This window comes from Microbacterium sp. KHB019, assembly GCF_037285405.1.
Lineage (GTDB): Bacteria > Actinomycetota > Actinomycetes > Actinomycetales > Microbacteriaceae > Microbacterium.
Map to the genome: position 1 here is coordinate 11,393 of NZ_JBBDHF010000001.1, position 19,137 is coordinate 30,529.

At 68.4% G+C, this 19,137-nt stretch carries 18 protein-coding genes; 11 read left to right on the forward strand and 7 right to left on the reverse strand.

The annotated features are described in order from the left end of the window. From KHB019_RS00100 to KHB019_RS00110, 3 genes are read right to left on the reverse strand one after another with little or no spacing between them, the layout of a single operon-like run. The gene (locus KHB019_RS00100) at positions 1-3,402 is read right to left on the reverse strand and encodes an error-prone DNA polymerase (protein WP_337457844.1); all 3,402 of its coding nucleotides are present in this window, start codon (positions 3,400-3,402) and stop codon (positions 1-3) included. Then, a complete protein-coding gene (locus KHB019_RS00105; protein WP_325471755.1) occupies positions 3,402-4,943 on the reverse strand; it encodes a DNA polymerase Y family protein in 1,542 nt (513 codons plus the stop codon). Before KHB019_RS00105 ends, KHB019_RS00100 begins: the two co-directional genes overlap by 1 nt. Then, positions 4,940-5,692 carry a hypothetical protein gene (locus KHB019_RS00110; RefSeq protein ID WP_325471756.1) on the reverse strand — a complete coding sequence of 251 codons (753 nt, stop codon included), beginning with the start codon at positions 5,690-5,692 and terminating at the stop codon, positions 4,940-4,942. The genes KHB019_RS00105 and KHB019_RS00110 overlap by 4 nt, the downstream gene beginning before the upstream one ends. Before the next feature lie 124 nt (positions 5,693-5,816). On the opposite strand from KHB019_RS00110, the gene KHB019_RS00115 reads away from it, so the two are divergent. From KHB019_RS00115 to KHB019_RS00145, 7 genes are all read left to right on the forward strand, one after another. After that, complete coding sequence (locus tag KHB019_RS00115; RefSeq protein ID WP_325471757.1) at positions 5,817-6,311, forward strand: prepilin peptidase; 495 nt, start codon at positions 5,817-5,819, stop codon at positions 6,309-6,311. Between the two features lie 35 nt (positions 6,312-6,346). Then, entirely contained in the window at positions 6,347-6,559 is a 213-nt protein-coding gene (locus tag KHB019_RS00120) for a response regulator (RefSeq protein WP_230103072.1), read from the forward strand. Beyond that, positions 6,552-7,175, forward strand: a complete 624-nt coding sequence (locus KHB019_RS00125; RefSeq protein ID WP_230103071.1) for a CYTH domain-containing protein — start codon at positions 6,552-6,554, stop codon at positions 7,173-7,175. The genes KHB019_RS00120 and KHB019_RS00125 overlap by 8 nt, the downstream gene beginning before the upstream one ends. Positions 7,176-7,247: 72 nt before the next feature. Continuing rightward, complete coding sequence (locus tag KHB019_RS00130) at positions 7,248-8,399, forward strand: type III polyketide synthase (protein ID WP_337457845.1); 1,152 nt, start codon at positions 7,248-7,250, stop codon at positions 8,397-8,399. Next, complete coding sequence (locus KHB019_RS00135) at positions 8,396-9,112, forward strand: methyltransferase domain-containing protein (RefSeq protein ID WP_325471758.1); 717 nt, start codon at positions 8,396-8,398, stop codon at positions 9,110-9,112. Before KHB019_RS00130 ends, KHB019_RS00135 begins: the two co-directional genes overlap by 4 nt. Beyond that, a complete protein-coding gene (locus tag KHB019_RS00140; RefSeq protein WP_337457846.1) occupies positions 9,099-10,208 on the forward strand; it encodes an FAD-dependent oxidoreductase in 1,110 nt (369 codons plus the stop codon). The genes KHB019_RS00135 and KHB019_RS00140 overlap by 14 nt, the downstream gene beginning before the upstream one ends. A 59-nt stretch (positions 10,209-10,267) precedes the next feature. Further along, on the forward strand, positions 10,268-10,933 hold the full coding sequence (locus KHB019_RS00145) for an SDR family oxidoreductase (protein WP_230103067.1): 666 nt from the start codon (positions 10,268-10,270) through the stop codon (positions 10,931-10,933). 70 nt (positions 10,934-11,003) lie between these two features. Here the strand turns inward: KHB019_RS00145 and KHB019_RS00150 are convergent, their stop codons facing one another. Both KHB019_RS00150 and KHB019_RS00155 read right to left on the reverse strand, forming a co-directional pair. Beyond that, complete coding sequence (locus KHB019_RS00150; protein ID WP_337457847.1) at positions 11,004-11,903, reverse strand: diacylglycerol kinase; 900 nt, start codon at positions 11,901-11,903, stop codon at positions 11,004-11,006. A gap of 1 nt (position 11,904) precedes the next feature. Further along, positions 11,905-13,530: an FAD-binding oxidoreductase gene (locus tag KHB019_RS00155; protein ID WP_337457848.1), complete on the reverse strand. Its 1,626-nt coding sequence runs from the start codon at positions 13,528-13,530 to the stop codon at positions 11,905-11,907. 20 nt (positions 13,531-13,550) lie between these two features. Between KHB019_RS00155 and KHB019_RS00160 the strand changes: the two genes are divergently transcribed. Together KHB019_RS00160 and KHB019_RS00165 are read left to right on the forward strand one after the other, a co-directional pair. Continuing rightward, the gene (locus tag KHB019_RS00160) at positions 13,551-14,162 is read left to right on the forward strand and encodes a TetR/AcrR family transcriptional regulator (RefSeq protein WP_337457849.1); all 612 of its coding nucleotides are present in this window, start codon (positions 13,551-13,553) and stop codon (positions 14,160-14,162) included. Then, complete coding sequence (locus KHB019_RS00165; protein WP_337457850.1) at positions 14,159-15,727, forward strand: glycerol-3-phosphate dehydrogenase/oxidase; 1,569 nt, start codon at positions 14,159-14,161, stop codon at positions 15,725-15,727. Before KHB019_RS00160 ends, KHB019_RS00165 begins: the two co-directional genes overlap by 4 nt. 53 nt (positions 15,728-15,780) lie before the next feature. Here KHB019_RS00165 and lpdA read toward each other — a convergent pair whose 3' ends face one another. Continuing rightward, positions 15,781-17,178, reverse strand: coding sequence for a dihydrolipoyl dehydrogenase (gene lpdA, locus KHB019_RS00170; RefSeq protein ID WP_337457851.1), 1,398 nt, complete (start codon positions 17,176-17,178; stop codon positions 15,781-15,783). A 9-nt stretch (positions 17,179-17,187) separates the two neighbouring features. Beyond that, positions 17,188-17,823, reverse strand: a complete 636-nt coding sequence (locus tag KHB019_RS00175) for a copper resistance CopC family protein (RefSeq protein WP_337457852.1) — start codon at positions 17,821-17,823, stop codon at positions 17,188-17,190. Positions 17,824-17,923: 100 nt separating this feature from the next. Here KHB019_RS00175 and KHB019_RS00180 point away from each other — a divergent pair, with 100 nt between their 5' ends. Both KHB019_RS00180 and ftsR read left to right on the forward strand, forming a co-directional pair. Beyond that, entirely contained in the window at positions 17,924-18,409 is a 486-nt protein-coding gene (locus KHB019_RS00180; RefSeq protein ID WP_230103060.1) for an FHA domain-containing protein, read from the forward strand. Then, positions 18,409-19,098, forward strand: a complete 690-nt coding sequence (gene ftsR, locus KHB019_RS00185) for a transcriptional regulator FtsR (protein WP_230103059.1) — start codon at positions 18,409-18,411, stop codon at positions 19,096-19,098. The genes KHB019_RS00180 and ftsR overlap by 1 nt, the downstream gene beginning before the upstream one ends. Positions 19,099-19,137: the final 39 nt, after the last annotated feature.

The following is a 19,137-nucleotide window of genomic DNA, read 5'->3' on the forward strand; positions in this document are numbered from 1 at the left end:
TCAGCGGAAATCGCGCGATCGATGCTCGAGGCCGGTGCGCAGATCCTGGAATGCATCCGCGAGCACGTTGATCACACCCTCGGGTGAGCGCTCCAGGATCCCGCGGATGATCAGCGCGGGGGAGTCCCGCGCGATGCGGCGATAGCGATTCCAGACCCCGGCTGAGCAGACCACGTTGACCAGGCCGTGCTCGTCCTCGAGGTTAAGGAACGTGATGCCGGATGCCGTCGCGGGGCGCTGTCGGTGCGTGACCAGTCCCGCCACCTCGATGCGCCGCCCGACCTCATGCTCGCGCAGCTGGGTCGCGGTGAGCACGCCGCGTTCATCGAGTGCCGAGCGGAAGTGCACCATCGGGTGGTCGTCGATGGAGACGCCTGTGGTGGACAGGTCAGAGGCCAGGCGTTCGTAGCTGGTCTGATCGGTGAACAGCGGCGGCTGCACGGACAGGGTGGTGCCCGGCAGATAGCGGGCTCGATCCTCGGCGGCTGCGCCGGAGAGCCAGACCGCCTCGCGGCGAGTCAGCCCGAGGCATTCGAAGGCGCCGGCGGATGCCAGGGACTCCAACTGCGCCGCCGTGGCATCCGTTCGGCGCACCAGATCATGCAGGTCCCGGTAGGGGCCGTTCGCCTCGCGCTCCGTGACGATCCGCTCTGCCATCGGCGTGCCGATGCCGCGCACGCTGCCGATCCCCAGCCGGACGGCGAACGCGCCGTCACGGCGATGCGCCTCCGACTCATCCGGTGCGTCGCGGTCGAATTCGCCTGGGGTCGGCTGCTCGTAGACGGCACACGACTCTCTGCCGGTGGGACCTCTCCTGTCATCATCTCGCTCCAGACCAGCAGTCGCCCGCGAGGCGTGCAGATCGGGACGCCGCACCTGCACGCCGTGCCGCCGGGCGTCGGCGGTGAGCGTCGCAGCGGAGTAGAACCCCATCGGCTGCGCGTTGAGGAGCCCGGCGAGGAACGCCGCCGGATAGTGCAGCTTCAGCCACGAGCTGGCATAGACCAGCAGCGCGAACGACAGCGAGTGCGATTCGGCGAATCCGAAGTGGGCGAACGCCTGGATCTGCGCGTAGATGCGATCGGACTGCTCCGGGGAGAGCCCGTGCCGGGTCATGCCGGCGTACAGCTTGTCGCGGATGCTGTCGATCCGCTCCAGCCCGCGTTTGGACCCCATCGCCCGCCGTAGCGTGTCCGCTTCATCGGCGTCGCAGTCACCGATGGCCGTCGCCATCTGGATGAGCTGCTCCTGGAACACGGGGATGCCCTTGGTGCGCTCGAGCACCGGCTCCAGCACCGGATGCGGGTAGGTCACCGGGTCAACGCCCATCTTGCGCCGGACGAACGGGTGAACGGCGCCGCCCTGGATGGGGCCGGGGCGGATGAGAGCGATCTGGATGGCGAGATCGTAGAACCTCCGCGGCTGCAGCCGGGGGAGCAGCCCGATCTGCGCACGCGATTCGACTTGGAACACTCCGATCGAGTCGGCGCGGCAGAGCATGTCGTAGACCGCGGCCTCCTCCTTGGGAATGGTCTCCAGCTTCCACGTCTCACCCGTCGAGGCGGCGACGAGATCGAAGCAGTTCTGCAGAGCGGCGAGCATGCCGAGCCCCAGCAGGTCGAACTTGACCAGCCCCATCCACGCCGCATCATCCTTGTCCCACTGGATGACGGTGCGCTTCTCCATGCGGGCATGCTCGACCGGAACGACCTCGCCCACTGGACGCGCGGTGAGCACCATGCCGCCGGAATGGATGCCGAGATGCCGTGGCGCCTTCAGAACCTCACCGGCGTACTCCAGCACCGTCTCGGGGATGTCGTGGCCGTCGGCGGGCATCAGGTCTGCGCCCCAGCCGTCGACCTGGCGCGACCAGGCGTCCTGCTGGCCGGGGGAGTAGCCCAGTGCCCTCGCCATGTCGCGCACGGCGTTCTTCGGGCGGTACTGGATGACGTTCGCGACCTGCGCCGCGTTCTCGCGCCCGTACTCCCCATAGACCCACTGGATGATCTCCTCGCGGCGCCCGGAGTCGAAGTCCACGTCGATATCCGGCTCTTCCTCGCGGGTGCTGGCGAGGAACCGTTCGAACGGAAGACCGTAGAGGATCGGGTCGACGGCGGTGATGCCCAGCAGGTAGCAGACCGCGCTCGCAGCTGCCGATCCGCGGCCCTGGCAGAGGATGCCGCGCCGCTTCGCCTCGGCGACGATGCCGTGCACGATGAGGAAGTAGCCGGGGAAGTCCTTCTCGTCGATCACGTTGAGCTCGCGTTCGATGCGGGCACGGCCGGCGGCATCGAGTCGGGGGTACCGGTTGGGCACCGCCTCCCACACCAGATGCCGCAGCCAGCTCATCGGCGTGTGCCCGTCAGGAACCTTCTGCCGTGGCAGGGCGGGGCGCGCGCGGCGCAGTTCGAACGCCGACTCCTCGGCGATGCGCAGCCCGTGCGAGATCGCGCCGGGGTAGCGGCGGAATCGCTCGGTCATCTCCGCGCCACTGCGCAGATGCGCCGACCCGTGCGACGGCATCCACCCGTCGAGATCGTCCATGCTGCGCACCGCACGCACTGCGGCGACGGCCTCGGCGAGCCCGGCGTGCTGAGGCGCCGCGTAGTGCACGTTGTTCGTCGCGACGATGGGGAGGTGACGGGATGCCGCCAGCTCGGCGAGAGCGTCGTTACGGCGGGAGTCCTGCGGATCGCCGTGGTCATACAGCTCGATGGCCACGTTGTCGTGCCCGAAGAGGTCGACGAGTCGCCGCAGGGGAGTTTCGGCATCCCCGTCGGCGAGCCCCCGGCGGACGCCGCTCTTTCGGCATCCGGTGAGGATCGTCCACTGACCGCCGGCGCTCGCCGCGAGATCGTCGAGGTCGTAGACGGGGCGACCCTTCTCTCCGCCGCGCAGCTGGGCGCGGGTGATCGCGCCCGAGAGCCGGTGATACCCCTCCATGCCGCGGGCGAGCACGAGCAGATGCTCGCCGACGGGGTCGGGGGCGCCGCCCTGCGGGGCCGGGAGATCGAGCGACAGCTCCGCGCCGAAGACGGTCTGCAGCTCGATCTTCGGTGTCCCGTCCTTCGGCTCTCGCTTCATCATGAGATCGGCCGTTTCGGCGAAGCGCGCGGCGCCGTAGAACCCGTCGTGATCGGTGATCGCGAGCGCGGTGAGGCCGAGCCGTACCGCCTCGGACAGCAGATCCTCCGGAGGGGAGGCGCCGTCGAGGAACGAGTACGAGGTGTGCGCGTGGAGCTCGGCGTACGGGACGGCGTTCTCGGGAGGGGCGACCGGCGGCGGAGAGACGGCCCTGCGCTTGCGGCTGACCGGTCCGGGGTCCGGCCGGGTGGGAAGGGGTTCGCCGCTGAGCGTCTTCTCGAGCTCATTCCACGGCATCGCCGGATTGTGGAAGCCCATCAGCGATACCTCCCCTCGACCCACCAGGAGCCGTCCTCCCAGAGGGCGAGCCAGGCGCGCTGGGACTCATCGACGATCTGGAACCGCTGCGCGTTGCGGGCGCGCTCGGCATCCCAGGCGCGTTCTCGCAGCGGCCAGGGGCCGGCCCAGCTGAGCACAGGGACGTCTTCGATCCGTGCAGGCGGAGCCGACAGCATCCCGCGCTCGTCCACTGTCGGGGCCGTGCCGTCTGCCCCGGTGACCCTGGCGGGCAGCGGCGGGGAGAACACCTCGGAGGGGAGGGGAGCCGGAAGGCTCCCTGGCCAGGGCAGCTCGGCGTTCCGCTCATGCGGGGTCTTGTCGCCCCACGGCTGGAACAGCTGCCTCTCCGCCAGCCGTCGTCCTCCGGTCACCTGCGGCGTCACGACGCCGCGATGCCCGAGCAGCGCCTGCACGCGAGACACCGCATGATGCAGGCGCTGCTCGGGACCCTGCCCGAACAGTCCCGGCTGATGGTGCGCGCTGTCATCGACGCGCGTCGGGGTGATCCGCACCTCGAGGATGCCGGCACCGGTGTTTTCAGAACCGACCGGCTCGGTGTCGGCGAGCGCCCCCGCCAGCCCCTCGAGCTGCCAGCGCACCCGATCGATCAGATCACTCGCCTCGAACGACGTGGGATGCATCCAGACCCGCGACGAGACGCCCCCGTCGTCATCGGTGAGGTCGATGCGCACCTCCGTGCACACCTGTGAGAGCTCGGCGAGGGCTGCGGTGACGGCATCCGCTGTCTGACGCACCGCGAAGGCGACCTGCTCGGCCTGCGCGAGGGGGCTGTCGAACACGATCTCGCGCGCGAGCTGCGGCTCAGGAGTCTGCGGCGTCAGCGGCCGCGAGTCCGCCCCCGCAGCAAGATCGTGCAGCCGCACCCCCCGCTCGCCGAGTCGGTCGCGGACGAGACCTGCCTCGAGTGCGGCGAAATCGGCCAGCGTGCGCACCCCGAGCTTCATCAGCAGCGTCGTGATCTGCTCGTCGCTCAGCACCTGGACGGGGAGCGGCGCGAGGAAATCACGCGATCCTCCCTGCCCGACCACGCGAACGGGGTCTGCCAGACGAGCCGCCTGCTCGGCGGTGAACAGGCCGTCCGCGACGCCGGAACGCGCCCCTGGGTGGGTGTGCTCGGCGAGCGTGTCGATGAGGTGGAGGGCGGCCTGCTCTTCTCCGCCGTAATAGCGGGCGGCCCCTCGAGCTCGGAGTGCGACCAACCCCGGTCGCAGCGGTTGGATGCCAGGCACCAGCTCTTCGAGCAGGCGGAGCACAGGGAGGAACATCCGCTGCTCCTGCAGCGGGTCTGCGGGAAGGATCCGCAGCCCGGGGGAGCTGGTCTGTGCGAGTCGGCGACGCTGCCCGCGGCGCACTCCCTGGGCGCGGGCGGACGCCGAGCACGCGACGACGAGGTTCGCCTGTACGACGGCGACCGGCTCGTCCCCTGGCGGGGAGCCGAGCGCCGCGCGCACCGGCCAATCCGGCAGCCACAGCACGAGGTGACGGGGAGGCGTGTTCATCCCGCGACCGCCAGAAGGTCGGGTCTCGAAAGATCGGGCGCGGGCAACGGTGCGACAGGCCGCAACGCGGCAGGAGCGGCATCCACTCGCCCGAGCGAGGTCGGCATCTGCACGCGCACCCGACGGCCGGATTCGAATCGGCGGCCCGATGCCCGCAGCGTCACAGTGCGATCGGACAGCAGCCCCCACCCGGAGCCCAGACCGTGCCACTCGGTCTCCTCCACGCGGATCGTCGCCTCGCTCTGCGGCCAGGGGGCGGTGACCAGCAGCGTGCAGCCGCGGTCGCGCAGGCGTGCGTTCAATCGGGCGATGTCGGCGTCTGCGACACGGCTGCGCGGGTGCACGGCGATGATCGGGATCACCTCGGAGAGAGCCACAGCGACGGTGAGCCAGCGCGGACCGGGGTCAGGCACGAGGATGAGCCGCTCGAGCTCGACGCCGAGATCGCTCATCGCCTCGACGCCGATCGTGGGCATGCCGATGATCGCGCACCATGAACCTTTCTGCGACGGAGCGGCGAGGAGAGCGCCGAGCAGACTTGGAGAGGGGGAGAGGGAGTAGGCGGAGCCCACTCGAAGACCGGGGTCGGGAAGCAGCCCCTCCAGTGCCGGATCGAGCGGGAGGAAGGGTACGTCGCTGCGGCGTCGCTGCATGCGGGAGATCTCGCTGCGCAGGCGATGCACCTCCTGCGCGCGGGAGGCGATGCTCTCGCGAGGGAGAGCCGCGGGGGCGGGAAGTGCGGTGCCCATGCATCCATCCTCGAAGATATCTACGAATAAATCAAGTGATGCTTCGATGGTAATTCGTACACCGGACATTGACGTTATCCACAGGGCGGATCCGCGTCATCCGCGTTTCTCGTAACCTTCCGGGATGCCTCCGGTCTCGCCGTTCGACGTCTCGCTGTACGACGTCGCCGTCATCGGTGTGCACCTGGCCCTCGCGGGAATCGGCATCTGGCTGCTGGCGATCGACGCCCGCACCCATCGTCTGCCGAATCGGATCGTGCTGCCGGCGCTCGCGGCATCCCTCGTTCTCGTCGGCGTCGACGCGCTCGTGACCCAGCGCACCGACGCGCTGCTCGGGGCGCTGGTGGGGATGCTGATCCTCGGCGGCTTCTACGTCGTGCTCCGCGCCATGAGCCGGGGAGGGATCGGCGGGGGAGATGTGAAGCTCGCCGCCCTCATCGGCCTCGTGCTCGGATGGCACGGCATGCAGGTGCTCGTGATCGGCGCGGCATCCGCCTTCGTCCTCGGCGCGATCTACGCCCTTGCGCTCATGGCGGTGAAGCGCGCGAACCGGTCCACCCGCATCGCATTCGGACCCTGGATGATCATCGGTGCGGTTCTCGGCATCGCGATCGGCTGAGGACATCGCCGCCGAGTGAGGACTATGGTGTGCTCATGGCAATCGCACGACTTCACGGCGGCCCGCTGGACGGGCAGATCATTCCCATCGAGGAAGCCGATGACAAGCTGATCGTTCCCTACAGCGAGACTCAGGTGGTCTACAACCGCCGCGGGGACGAGCAGAACACCGGGTCCGGCGACGGACCGACCGAGGTCGATTACTGGTACGACGAGGCGCTCGAGGATCTCACGCTGAACGATGACTGAGGGGTCACGCACCGTCGAGGTCGAGCGCAAATACGACGTCGACGTCTCGACGCCCCTGCCGCACTGGGTTGAAATCGAATCCGTGGATGCCGTGACCTCCGGCGAGCTCCGTGAACTCGACGCCCGTTACTTCGACACCGCAGATGCTGCTCTCGCGCGAGCGGGCGTCGCCGTGCGCCGTCGCACGGGGGGCCCGGACGCCGGCTGGCACATCAAGGGGCCGCGTGAGGGGGACGGGCGGCTCGAGATCGCCTGGCCGCTGGACGGCGCCGGTGAGGAGGGCACGATTCCGGATGCTGTCTCCGATGCCCTCGCCCGCTGGACGACGGCTCCGCTCACGCCGCTCGCACGCATCGAGAACAGCCGCACCGCCTATGTGCTCACCGGGCTCGCTGGAGCGATCGCCGAGTTCGTCGACGACCGCGTGCGCGCCACCGACCTGCGCCACGGCACGCAGCGCGTGTGGCGCGAGTGGGAGGTCGAACTGGGCCCCGCTGCCCCTGCCGACGAGGCCGGGCGCGACGCGTTCTTCGCCGCAGTCGAAGCCGCGGTCTTCGCCGCCGGTGGGCGTGCCGCGGCATCTGATTCGAAACTCGCCCGCGCGCTGGGCTTCTGACACGACTTCTCTGGGCAACTTCCCTGGCGCAACCCCCTTCTGCCGGCGGGGTCGGCGTGCTTGAGTGACCTCATGAGTCACGCCCCCATCCTGCGTTCGCTGCAGACGATCGTCCCCGAAACGACCCTGCGGCAGGAGGAGGTGCGCGACGTCTTCGCCGCCCAGCCCGATCTCGGTCGGCTCGCCCAGCGGATCGTGACGGCATCCTTCAACGGCTCGGGCATCGACACCCGGTACACGGTGCTCGACGAACTGTCGCTGTCGGCCGACACGGATGAGCCGCAGTTCTTCGATCGCGAGACCGGTCGGTTGCTCTCGCCGAGCACGAAGGTGCGCAACGAGGTCTACGTGCGGGAGGCGTGGAAGCTGTACGTCGACGCTGCCCGCAGATCCCTCGAGGCCGATCCGGACATCACCGCAGCCGACATCACCCACGTGATCACCGTCTCGTGCACGGGGTTCTACGCACCGGGGCCCGACTACGAGATCGTGCGTTCCCTGGGGCTCGCGGACAGCGTCGAACGCTATCACTTCGGATTCATGGGTTGCTACGCGTCGATGCCCGCACTGCGGGCCGCCGCCCAGTTCTGTGCGGCGAACCCGGACGCCGTCGTCCTCGTGGTCAGCGTCGAGCTGTGCACGCTGCATCTGCGGTCGTCCGAGGACCCGGACATGATCGTCGCGACCTCGCTGTTCGCCGATGGGGCCGCAGCCGGGCTCGTCACCGCACGATCGTTCGACTCCGCCGTGCCGGGGTTCGCGTTGGACCGGTTCCACACCGGGATCATCCCGGAGGGCAAGAAGGACATGGCCTGGATGATCGGCGACACCGGTTTCGAGATGATCCTGTCGACCGCCGTTCCGCAGCTGATCGGGGACAACATCGCAGGTGCGCTGCGTCCGCTGTACGCGTCCGACGCGGTCCTCGCCGGCGCGTTCGATGACGGATCGATCGGCGAGCAGGTGGCGCACTGGGCGATCCACCCCGGCGGACGAAGCATCCTCGACAAAGTCGAAGAGCACCTGAAGCTGTCAGAGCAGCAGCTGCACCCCGCGCGGGAGGTGCTGCGTCAGTACGGCAACATGTCCAGCGCTACGGTGCTGTTCGTGCTGCGGCGCATCCTCGAGGAGGAGGGCGCGCGCGACGGTGAGCGCGTCGCGGCGATGGCTTTCGGCCCTGGACTGACGGCCGAGACCGCACTTCTGACCGTCGTCGCACCGTGACGCCTGACCTGTCTGCCCGCGCCGTCGATGCGCGCGAGCTGATGGACGATCCGGATTGCGACCTCCGGATGCTGGAGCGGACGTACGAACAGTTTCCGCTCGTGAACACCATGGTGTCGCGGTGGCATTCGGTCTACCGGCGTGACATCCGGCCCCGTGCGCGACGGAAGCCTCTGCGCCTGCTCGATGTAGGGGCAGGCGGCGGTGATGTGTCGCGGGCGCTCGCCGCGTGGGCGCGTCGCGATGGGCTGCAGGTCGCGGTGACGGCGCTGGATGCCGACGATCGGGCGATCCGGTGGGCGCGCGAGCGCGGTGGCGGGGTTTCATACCGATGCGCGCACACCTCAAGCCTGGTCGCGGCCGGTGAGCGCTTCGACGCCGTCGTCTCCAACCACCTGCTGCATCATCTGACCGGTTCGGAGCTGCTCGAACTGCTGGATGATTCGATTCGCCTGGTCGAGGACGACGGTCTCGTGCTCCACCGCGATATCGCGCGAAGCCGCTTCGCGTACCGGGCCTTCGCCGCCGGGACGCGGCCGTTCGCGCGGAACGTGCTCGCCGAGTCGTTCATCCGAGAGGACGGGCTCACGAGCATCCGTCGGTCGTACACGGCCCACGAGATCGCCGAGATCGTGCCGGCCGGCTGGCAGGTGCGGCAGGAGCTGCCCTCGAGGCTGGAGCTGCGATGGGAGGCGTGGGATGCCCGACCATGACGTCGCGATCGTCGGCGCGGGCCCGGTCGGGCTGCTGCTGGCGTGTCTGCTCGCGCAGCGTGGCATCGACGTCGCGGTGTTCGAAGCGCGGGATGGTGCGGACGAGCGGTCTCGTGCGATCGGCATCCATCCGCCAGGGCAGGTGGCGCTGGATGCTGCCGGCATCGGTGATGAGGCGCGCGGCGAGGCGCTGGTGCTGGAGGGCGGCGAGGTCGTCTGCGCTGGGCGTGTGCTGGCATCGCTTTCGTTCAGCGAACGCCAGCGGGTGCTGATCCTGCCGCAGCACCGAACGGGCGAGCTGCTCCGCGGCCGGCTGTCAGAGCTGTCTGCTGATGCGCTGCAGCTCGGGCGTGCTGTGGCCGGGGTGCGGAACGAGGGGACAGTCGTTCGCTTGACGCTCGCGCAGTCCAACGATGTCACGGCGTCCGTCGTCGTAGCGGCTGACGGTGTGCGAAGTGGCATCCGCCAGCAGCTCGGCATCGGATGGCGGGGTCGGCCCGGTGCGGGTTGGTACGCGATGGCGGACACCCACGACGTCGATCGCGGGTCACGTGCCCAGCTGTATTGCGAGGCAGAGGGGCTGGTCGAATCATTCCCTCTTCCGGAGGGAAGGCGACGCTGGGTCGCAGCTGATCCTGAGCGTGTCCTCGGCGAGGCGGAGTCCTTCATGCGTGCGATTCATGCGCGCACCGGCATCCATCTGGACCTCGCCTCCGAAACCCGTCCGACGATCTTTCAGGCTCGGCAGCATCGTGCGTCACGCCTGGTCGACGGTCGGGTCGTGCTCGTGGGGGATGCTGCGCATGAGACGAGCCCGATCGGCGGGCAGGGGATGAACCTCGGCTGGGCGGCCGCGGTCGACCTGGCCGCAGCCATAGAACGCTCCCTGCGTGCGGGGTTGCCGGACTTCGCCGATTACGAGCGACGCGCTCTTCGCGCGGCCGCGCGTGCTCAGCGCCGCTCGTACTTCTACATGACGATGGGGCGCCCGGTTCGCGGGCCCGTCCTGCACGGTCGCAATGCGGTGATCCGGATGCTGGGCACGGCGCCCCTGCGCGGCCGAACGGCCGACATGATCACGATGCGAGGGACGTGAGCCCTTCGCGGGTCGTTGAGCGGAGGCGGCAAGCAGCGTGTGTCGCATATCGTCGACTCATGCCCCTCGTACTCATCACCGGAGCAGCCCGCGCGAACAGCATCGCCGCCGGCGTCGTCGCCAGGCTGGAAGCCGACGGGTGGGACGTCGTGACCAGCGATCTAGCGGCCGGCGACTACCCATGCGATCTTTCCGCGACCACGGCGCCCGCCGCGCTGATCGACCGCGTCTCCCGCGAGCGCGGAACCATCTCGGCCCTCGTGCTCAGCCACGCACACGACGTGGAGTCGGGCGTTCTGAGCACGACTGCCGAGGAGTTCGACCAGCACATGGCAGTGAACGCTCGCGCATCCCTGTTGCTGATCGCCGCTTTTGCACGCCAGGTCGATTCAGCCGGCGGCGCGATCGTCGCGTTCACGAGCGACCATACGACTGGGAACCTCGCGTACGGAGCATCCAAGGGTGCACTCGACCGGATCGTCATTTCATCCGCTCGCGAACTCGGCCCGCAGTCGATATCCGCGAACGTCGTCAATCCTGGACCGATCGACACCGGCTGGATGGATGATGAGACGCGCACGACCCTGACGTCCCATCATCCACTCGGCCGAGCGGGGACGCCGAAAGACATCGCAGCTGTGACCTCATTCCTTCTGTCGGATGAAGGACGCTGGATCAGCGGCCAACTGATCAACGCTGATGGGGGCTTCTCCGCTCGATTCTGAGCGCATGCGGGCAGGCGCAACCCACCGGCACACAGGTGGACTCTGCGCGAGCGGTCTCAGCGGCGCACCCTCACCGCGGTAGCAGAATACCGAGCGCTCCAGGAACCACCCGGATGCTCACGCTTTCGCTGCCGAGGCGCTCGCCGTCTGCGTAGACGACGAGTCCGGGAGCGGATACCTCGATCTCGCGGCCGCGCATCGTCGTCACCTGAGGCAACTGCACGTGCGTGCCGTTCAGCAGCCGAGGGAACAGCCGCAGCAGTCGGAGCCGCCCGATCGGGGGGACGTGCGTGACATCGAGCAGCCCGTCATAGGGGTCCGCACTCGGGCAGACGGGCATCCCGCCGCCGTAGCTGCGAGTGTTGCCGACGGCGATCAGCGTGCCATCCGCGATCGGGGCATCCACGCCGTCCACTCGCACGGCGAAGCGCATCGGCGCCAGCCGAACCAGCTCGATCAGCAGCGCGAGGTAATAACGCGCGCCGCCGCGCGGCCACCGCAGTCTGTTAGTGCGCTCACTGACCTTCGCATCGAATCCCAGCGCCGCAATGGTGAGGAAGTGCGTCGCGCCGTCCGGACAGGTCGCCTCGCCGACATCGAGTGCCCGCGGGATGCCGTCGACCGCGGCCTCCGCCGCGAGCGCAGCCGTCTCATCCGAGCCGTATGGGATGCCGAGCGATCGGGCGAGATCGTTACCGGTGCCGGCCGGGACCAGGACGATCGGGATGCCGGATCCGACGAGAACGTCGACGACGCTCGACAGCGTTCCGTCGCCGCCGACGATCACGAGAGCATCTGGCCCGGCTGCGACCGACTCGGCGACCAACCGTCGCGATTCCTCAGGGGATGAGCCGGCGAGCACAACCGGATCCACACCACGCTGGCGCAGGTGGGCGATCGCCGCATCCGCTCGCGAAGAACCGCGTCCGCGCCCGGCCTCCGGATTCACGAGGACGTGGACGTTCGACACGTCAGCCCTCCCGAGACGCGATGAGCGCGCCGGGGTTCATGATTCCGGCGGGATCGAGTTCGCTCTTCAGCGCGCGCAGGATCCGCATGCCACCGTCGCCGATCTCCTTCGCCAACCAGGGAGCATGATCACGACCGACGCCGTGGTGGTGGCTGATCGTGCCGCCGCTGCGGAGGATCACGTCGTTCACGCGCGACTTGATCGCATCCCACTGTTCGAGAACCTCTTCGCCGGAGCCTCGCAGGTTGCCGATGATCGTGAAGTAGAGCGCGGCGCCCGTCGGGTAGACGTGCGAGATGTGGCACATCACGAGCGACTTGGCGTCTTGCTCTGCGAATCCAGCGCGCAGCGTTTCGGTGATCACAGCCTTCAACTGAGCGATGTCCGACCAGACAGCCGCGGTCTCGAGCGTCTCGCAGAAGACTCCGTGATCGAGCATCGCGTCACGCAGATACGGCGCCCCGAACCGGCCCTTCGCCCAGTCCTCGGCGGGCCCCGCGCCGGTCGAACGCCCTCCGGCGGCCGTGAGGACCTTCGCAGTGAGTGCATGACGCGCGGCTGCGACCTCAGGCTCGCCCTCGAAGACCGTGACGGCGCTGCATCCCTTCGACAGTGCCTTGCCGATCTTGCCGTGCTGCGCGAGTCCGATCCCGGTCTCGGCCTCGTCAGAGAGACGGATCACGGTCGGGCCGCTGCCGAGCTGGGCGACACGGCGAAGGGCATCGACTCCTGTCGCGAAGTCGGGGAACGACCACCCTTCGTAGATGCGTGTCACGGGCAGTCGGTGCACGCGCAGGCGCAACTCGGTTATGACGCCGAGGATGCCCTCCGCGCCCAGGAAGACGCGCAGAAGATCCGGCCCCGCCGCCGTGCCTGGGGCCCCGCCCAGAGCGACCTCGCCTGTCGGCGTCGCCACGCGCAGTGCTGTGACCATCGCGTCGAAGCGGCCGTTGCCCGCCGAGTTCTGACCGGACGATCGCGCCGCCGCGAATCCGCCCAGGGTCGCGTACAGAAAGCTCTGCGGGTAGTGCCCAAGCTCGAACCCGCGCTCCGCCAGCAGGCGCTCGGCCTCGGGGCCGGTCGTACCGGCGAGGAACTGGGCCTCGCCGCTCACCTCATCCAGGTGGAGCATGCCGGTGAGCCGGCGCAGGTCGAGTGCGATCACGGCCCGATGACCGTCGCGTTCAGGATCCAGCGCTCCGACGACGCTCGTGCCGCCGCCGAATGGCACGACCGCGACACTGTGTTCAGCAGCCCAGCCGAGGACCGCGAGAACCTCCCCGTGATCAGCGGGGGAGACCACGGCATCCGGAGCGTCCTGATCCGCGAACCGCTTGTGGACGAGGTCGATCGTGGATCGCCCTCCGGCATGCCGGATCCGCGATTCGTCATCGGTGCTGACCTGCGCATCGCCGACGATCGTTGCGAGGTCCGCGCGATCTTCGTCCGTGAGCGCGGATGCGGCAAGGTGAACGTCTGACAGGGCGACCGCGGGCTCTGCACGCTGCACCCGGCCGAGCACAGTCGGCAGCAGAGCTCTCACCGCCAGCGGCAGATCCTTCGCGAGCGCAGGGTCGCCCCAGCCGTTCCAGCGCATCATTGCAGCAGGTGAAGTCTCCGTCGTCATGGGTTACAGTGTGACACATTATGGAAAAGCGTCAAACAATCTCGGAGCTGGCCATGGAGGCAGAGCTGCCGTCCTGGGACGCCGCCGACGCGCACATCCTCGAACGAGCATCCGATCTCATCGCCTCACGAGGCACCGCGCGCCTGACGATCGCCGAGCTCGCTCGTGAGGTGCGTGTCAGCCGCCCGACGATCTATCGACGCTGGTCGAGCGCTGACGAGGTGGTCCGAGCAGCACTGCTGCGCCAGACGATGACGGTCATCCGCCGGCTCGAGCCCGAGGTGAGCACCCGCGAGCGGCTCGTCAGCGAGACGCTCCGGTTCGCCGACCTGTTCCGAAAGGACCCCGTGTTCGGACGCCTGCTCGCCAGCGAACCGGAGGCGTTCACGCAGTACAGCCTGGAGCGCGTCGGATCCAGCCAGCGCGCGATGCTCCGGTGGCTGGCCGACGCCATCGCCCACGCGCAGAACGGCGGAACGGTACGCGCCGGCGATCCGAGCGACATGTCCGTCATGCTGCTGCTCATCGTGCAGTCAGCTGTCCTCTCGTACAACGCCGTCTCGTCGCTCATCGGCACCGACGAATGGCACACCGAACTCTCCCGAGCTGTGGACGGATACCTGCGGCCATGACAGAACCCGGCGCACGCGGGTCATCGATGCTCAACGCCGCGCGGCGGTCGCGCGAGCTCGAGGCTCTCGCGGGCGCCGACGAGATCGATCTGCTCGTGATCGGCGGCGGCGTGACCGGGGCGGGTGTCGCCCTGGATGCCGCGAGCCGAGGCCTCTCCGTCGTCCTCGCAGAAGCCCACGACCTCGCATTCGGCACCAGCCGTTGGAGTTCGAAGCTCGTGCACGGCGGACTGCGCTACCTCGCGTCGGGAGACTTCGCCGTCGCGCGAGAGAGCGCACGCGAGCGCCATCTGCTCATGACCCGCATCGCTCCGCACCTCATCCGCGCGCTGCCGCAGCTGGTGCCGTTCGTCGATGGCGTCTCGGCGAAGCAGCGCTTCTTCGGCGGCATCGGCCTATGGATGGGAGACGGCCTGCGCCGCATCGCCCGCACGCCGAGCTCGGTTCTGCCGCATCCGCATCGAGCGACGGTCGGTGAGGCCGTAGCCATGTTCCCGGCGCTGAGCCGGAACGGCATCCGCGGCGGCATCGTCGGCACGGACGGTCAGCTCATCGACGACGCGCGGCTCGTCACCGCCGTCGCGCGAACCGCAGCCGCGCACGGCGCGACGATTCTGACGCGAACGCGGGCGACCGATGTCTACGGCAGCGGTGCGACCCTGCACGACGAGCTCGGAGGGGGATCGTTGCGCGTGCGCGCCCGCGCGGTCGTGAACGCGGCGGGCGTGTGGGCAGGTCAGCTCGATCCCGACATCCGCCTGCGCCCCAGTCGCGGAACGCACATCGTCCTTGATGCCGCGACGCTCGGCAACCCCACCGCAGCGCTCACCGTTCCGCAGCCCGGATCGATCAGCCGCTTCGTGTTCGCGCTGCCGACGCAGCTCGGACGCGTGATCGTCGGCCTCACCGACATCGACGCGCCGGGCCAGATCCCCGACGTTCCGATCCCGGCCGAGGACGAGATCGACTTCCTCCTCACCACGCTGTCACGGGCTCTCGACCGTCCGCTGGCACGCAGCGACGTGCGCGGCTCCTTCGCGGGCCTCCGCCCGCTCATCGAGTCGAGAGCCGGTGGATCGACCGCCGACATCTCCCGCCGCCACCACGTCGAGGTGTCATCGAACGGCAGCGTCAGCATCCTCGGTGGCAAGCTGACGACTTACCGCGCCATGGCGAAGGATGCCGTCGACCTGGCTCTTCGTCATGCCGGGCTCGACGATCCAGGATGCCGCACCGATCGACTCCCGCTTGTCGGAGCGCCCGGTTGCCCGGTGCCCGTTCCGGATGCCGGTGCACGTCGCTCATCCGCAACTCTTCGTGCGCGCTACGGCGCGGAAGCGGCATCCGTTCTTGCCATCGGCGGGCATGGCGGCGCCGAGCGCGTGGCGGACGGGATAGACGTCATCCGCGCCGAGGTCGCGTTCGCGGTGCGCGCGGAAGGCGCGCTCGACGCGGAGGACGTGCTCGACCGGCGCACGCGCATCGGTCTGGTGCCCGACGACCGGGTCGCCGCCGAGGATGCGGTCGCGGAGACTGTTGCGGAGACGCTCGCGAACCTGCGGTGAAACGACGAACGGCCCGGCAGGCGGAGCCTGAACCGGGCCGTTCGAACGAGTGATCAGAAGTTGATCATGTGGCCTGCGAGGCCGTGGAAGCCCTCCTGCAGCGCCTCCGACAGCGTCGGGTGCGTGTGCACGTTGCGCGCCAGCTCGAGGGCCGTGAGGTCCCACTTCTGCGCGAGCGTGAGCTCGGGGAGCAGCTCCGAGACGTCCGGTCCGATCATGTGAGCGCCGAGCAGCTCGAGGTGCTCGGCATCCGCGACCATCTTGACGAAGCCGACGGGCTCGCCGAGGCCGTGCGCCTTGCCGTTGGCCATGAACGGGAACGTCACGACCTTGACGTCGTGGCCCTCGTCCTTGGCCTGCTGCTCGGTGAGACCGAACGAGGCGACCTGAGGCGAGCAGAACGTGGCACGCGGCATCATCCGGTAGTCGCCCAGCGTCTGCGTCTCGGCTCCGCCGATGGTCTCGGCCGCCACGACGCCCTGCGCCTCGGCGACGTGCGCCAGCTGCAGCTTCATCGTGACGTCGCCGATCGCGTAGATGCCGTCGACGTTGGTCTTCATGTGGTCGTCGATGTCGATCGCGCCGCGCTCGGTGAGCTTCACGCCCGTCTTGTCGAGACCGTAGCCCTCGACGTTCGGGGCGAACCCGACCGACATGAGAACCTTGCCGGCCTCGATGGAGGCCTGCTGGCCGTCCTTGCCGGTGTAGGTGACGGTGACGGACGATCCGTTGTCGACGACCTTCTCGACCTTGGTCGAGGTGAGGATGTCGACGCCGTAGTTCTTGTACTGCTTGGTGATCTCCTTCGACACGTCGGCATCCTCATTGGGAAGCGCGCGGTCGAGGAACTCGATGATCGTGACCTTCACGCCGTAGTTCGTGAGGACGTACGCGAACTCCATGCCGATGGCGCCGGCGCCGACGATGACGATCGACTCGGGCAGCTCGCGGGTCATGATCTGCTCTTCGAACGTCACGACGTTGTCGCTCAGCTCGACGCCCGGCAGCAGGCGGACCTTCGAGCCTGTGGCGATGATGACGTTGTCGAACGTGACCTCTTCGGTGGATCCGTCGGCCTTGGCGACGGAGATCGCCTTCGGGCCGGTGAAGGTGCCACGACCGTTGTACTCGGTCACCTTGTTCTTCTTCATCAGGAAGTGGATGCCCTTGACCCGGCCCTCGGCGACCTCGCGCGAGCGATCGAACGCCTTGCCGAAGTCGATGGTGAAGTCACCCGAGATGCCGAAGAACTCGGCCTTGTGGTTCAGGGTGTGGGCGAGCTCTGCGTTCTTGAGGAGTGCCTTGGACGGGATGCAGCCCACGTTGAGGCAGACACCGCCCCAGTACTTCTCTTCGATGATCGCGGTGGAGAGGCCCAGCTGTGCGCTGCGGACTGCGGCGACGTAACCGCCGGGGCCCGCGCCGAGGATGACGACGTCGTAGTGTGGCATGCCTTAAGCCTATCGCCCTGCGGGGGCGTCAGATTCGGAATCGGCGGCCTTGCGAGGACGCAGCAGAAGCACCAGCAGGAACACCACGATGAGCAGCACGACGGCTCCACCGATCAGCCAGGCAGGGGAGAACGATGCCTGCGCCTCCATGTTGGGATCCTCTGCGGCCTGCGTCTGATCCGGTGCCGGAGCGGCCGTCTCCTCGGCGGTCGGGGCAGTCGACGGCTCGGACGAGCCGAGTGTGCTCGTCGTGACGGAGAACCCGAACTCACCGGAGGTCGGGTGGCCGTCGCTGGAGACCACCTTCCAGAGCACGTGATACTCGCCGGCATCCGCCTCTGCGACGAGCGGCTGCGTGACCATCGCTCCGTCGAGCTCGGCGGCGCCGTCCGTGACCGACTGGCCGGCGTCATCCATCACGACGATCTCCGTGGAGCCGTCGCCGCCGATGAGCGCAGCGCTGAATGTCAGGGTGATCTCGCCGGGCAGGATATCGACCGTCGAACCCTCGGCAGGGCTGGACTCCACGAGGGCGTCGTGCGCCGCGGCCGGCTGCGGCCACGCGAAGAGGAAGACGAACGCGGCCAGCAGGGTGGCGGCCAGAGCGAGGGGAGCGAACGAACGACGAGCAGTGAGAGTACGCACGACTCCACCTTAGGAAATCCGAATGTGGATGCGCTGTGTCGTACTTGCCCTCGCTCGGCGGTCACTCGATCAGTTAGTCTGGGTCGGAAGGAGGGCAACCGTGACAGATTTCGAAAGCCGATCGGCTCGCGATGCATCGATTCACCGCGACGGAGAGCAGCGGCACGACGCCACGCAGACATTCGGACACGACTCCGACCTTTCCTTCGTCCCGTTCGGTGCGGAGCTCACTGAAGTCGAGCAGTCCGCGATCGCCGCGCTGCCGGCCGGCTCGGCGCTGCTGCTGGTGCGCTCGGGCGCGATGGCAGGAGCCCGGTACCTGCTCGACACCGATGTCACCACGATCGGCCGTCATCCAGAGGCCGACATCTTCTTCGACGACGTGACCGTCTCGCGCCGTCACGCCGAGATCACCCGTGCCGGAAGCTCCTTCGAGATCATCGATCAGCGCTCGCTCAACGGCACCTACGTCAACGGAGAGCGCGTCGACCGCAGTGCTCTCGTCAATGGTTCCGAACTGCGCATCGGCAAGTTCCGTCTGAACTTCTTCCTCTCCGCCGCCGACCTTGCGGCGGCGTCTGACTGATGGCAGCACTCCCCGCCCGCGATCGCTCAGCGTCTGCGGGTCTACTGAGCATCGGTCAGGTCCTCGCGCGCCTGACGCCCGAGTTCCCCGACCTGACCTCGAGCAAGCTGCGATTCCTCGAGGTGCAGGGCATCGTCACCCCGTCGCGAACGGAATCGGGTTACCGCAAGTTCTCGCAGTCCGATATCGAGCGACTGCGGCTCGGGCTCACGCTCCAGCGCGATCACTATCTGCCGCTCAGCGTGATCCGCGAACAGCTCGATGAGGCCGAAGCCAACGGCGACACCGGGCTCGCCTTCGCCCCGCCGCCGTCGATCGCGCCCGCGCCTCGGCGCTACCGTCGCGAAGAGCTGCTGTCGGCGGCAGGTGCAGGGCCGCAGATCCTCAACGACGCCATCAGCACCGGCATCATCGCCGCTGCCGAGACCTACTCCGAGTCGACCGTCACGCTGCTGCGCGGCCTGGTCGCCTTGGATCGTCACGGCATCGAGCCCAGGCACCTGCGCACCGTCCGCCAGAGCGCGGAGCGCGAGGTTTCGCTGATCGAGTCGGCGATGTCGGCGCTGCTGCGCAGGACGGATTCCACGTCCAGAGGAAAAGCACGTGAGATGGCGCCGGAACTGGCGACCAAACTCAGCGAGGTTCGAGCGGCTTTCGTGAAAGAAGCGCTCGCGCGAGTGCTTTCGTAACGAACAGGTTGCGACACACCTTCATCGCGAAGCGGATGT

Excerpts from the sequence above, each read along its gene's own strand:
- KHB019_RS00145 (WP_230103067.1), top strand. The coding sequence starts at position 10,268 with ATGCCCCTCGTACTCATCACCGGAGCAGCCCGCGCGAACAGCATCGCC.
- KHB019_RS00110 (WP_325471756.1), bottom strand. The coding sequence starts at position 5,692 with ATGGGCACCGCACTTCCCGCCCCCGCGGCTCTCCCTCGCGAGAGCATC.
- KHB019_RS00125 (WP_230103071.1), top strand. The coding sequence starts at position 6,552 with ATGACTGAGGGGTCACGCACCGTCGAGGTCGAGCGCAAATACGACGTC.
- KHB019_RS00140 (WP_337457846.1), top strand. The coding sequence starts at position 9,099 with ATGCCCGACCATGACGTCGCGATCGTCGGCGCGGGCCCGGTCGGGCTG.
- KHB019_RS00115 (WP_325471757.1), top strand. The coding sequence starts at position 5,817 with ATGCCTCCGGTCTCGCCGTTCGACGTCTCGCTGTACGACGTCGCCGTC.
- KHB019_RS00155 (WP_337457848.1), bottom strand. The coding sequence starts at position 13,530 with ATGACGACGGAGACTTCACCTGCTGCAATGATGCGCTGGAACGGCTGG.
- KHB019_RS00100 (WP_337457844.1), bottom strand. The coding sequence starts at position 3,402 with ATGGGCTTCCACAATCCGGCGATGCCGTGGAATGAGCTCGAGAAGACG.
- ftsR (WP_230103059.1), top strand. The coding sequence starts at position 18,409 with ATGGCAGCACTCCCCGCCCGCGATCGCTCAGCGTCTGCGGGTCTACTG.
- KHB019_RS00130 (WP_337457845.1), top strand. The coding sequence starts at position 7,248 with ATGAGTCACGCCCCCATCCTGCGTTCGCTGCAGACGATCGTCCCCGAA.
- KHB019_RS00160 (WP_337457849.1), top strand. The coding sequence starts at position 13,551 with ATGGAAAAGCGTCAAACAATCTCGGAGCTGGCCATGGAGGCAGAGCTG.
- lpdA (WP_337457851.1), bottom strand. The coding sequence starts at position 17,178 with ATGCCACACTACGACGTCGTCATCCTCGGCGCGGGCCCCGGCGGTTAC.
- KHB019_RS00165 (WP_337457850.1), top strand. The coding sequence starts at position 14,159 with ATGACAGAACCCGGCGCACGCGGGTCATCGATGCTCAACGCCGCGCGG.
- KHB019_RS00120 (WP_230103072.1), top strand. The coding sequence starts at position 6,347 with ATGGCAATCGCACGACTTCACGGCGGCCCGCTGGACGGGCAGATCATT.
- KHB019_RS00105 (WP_325471755.1), bottom strand. The coding sequence starts at position 4,943 with ATGAACACGCCTCCCCGTCACCTCGTGCTGTGGCTGCCGGATTGGCCG.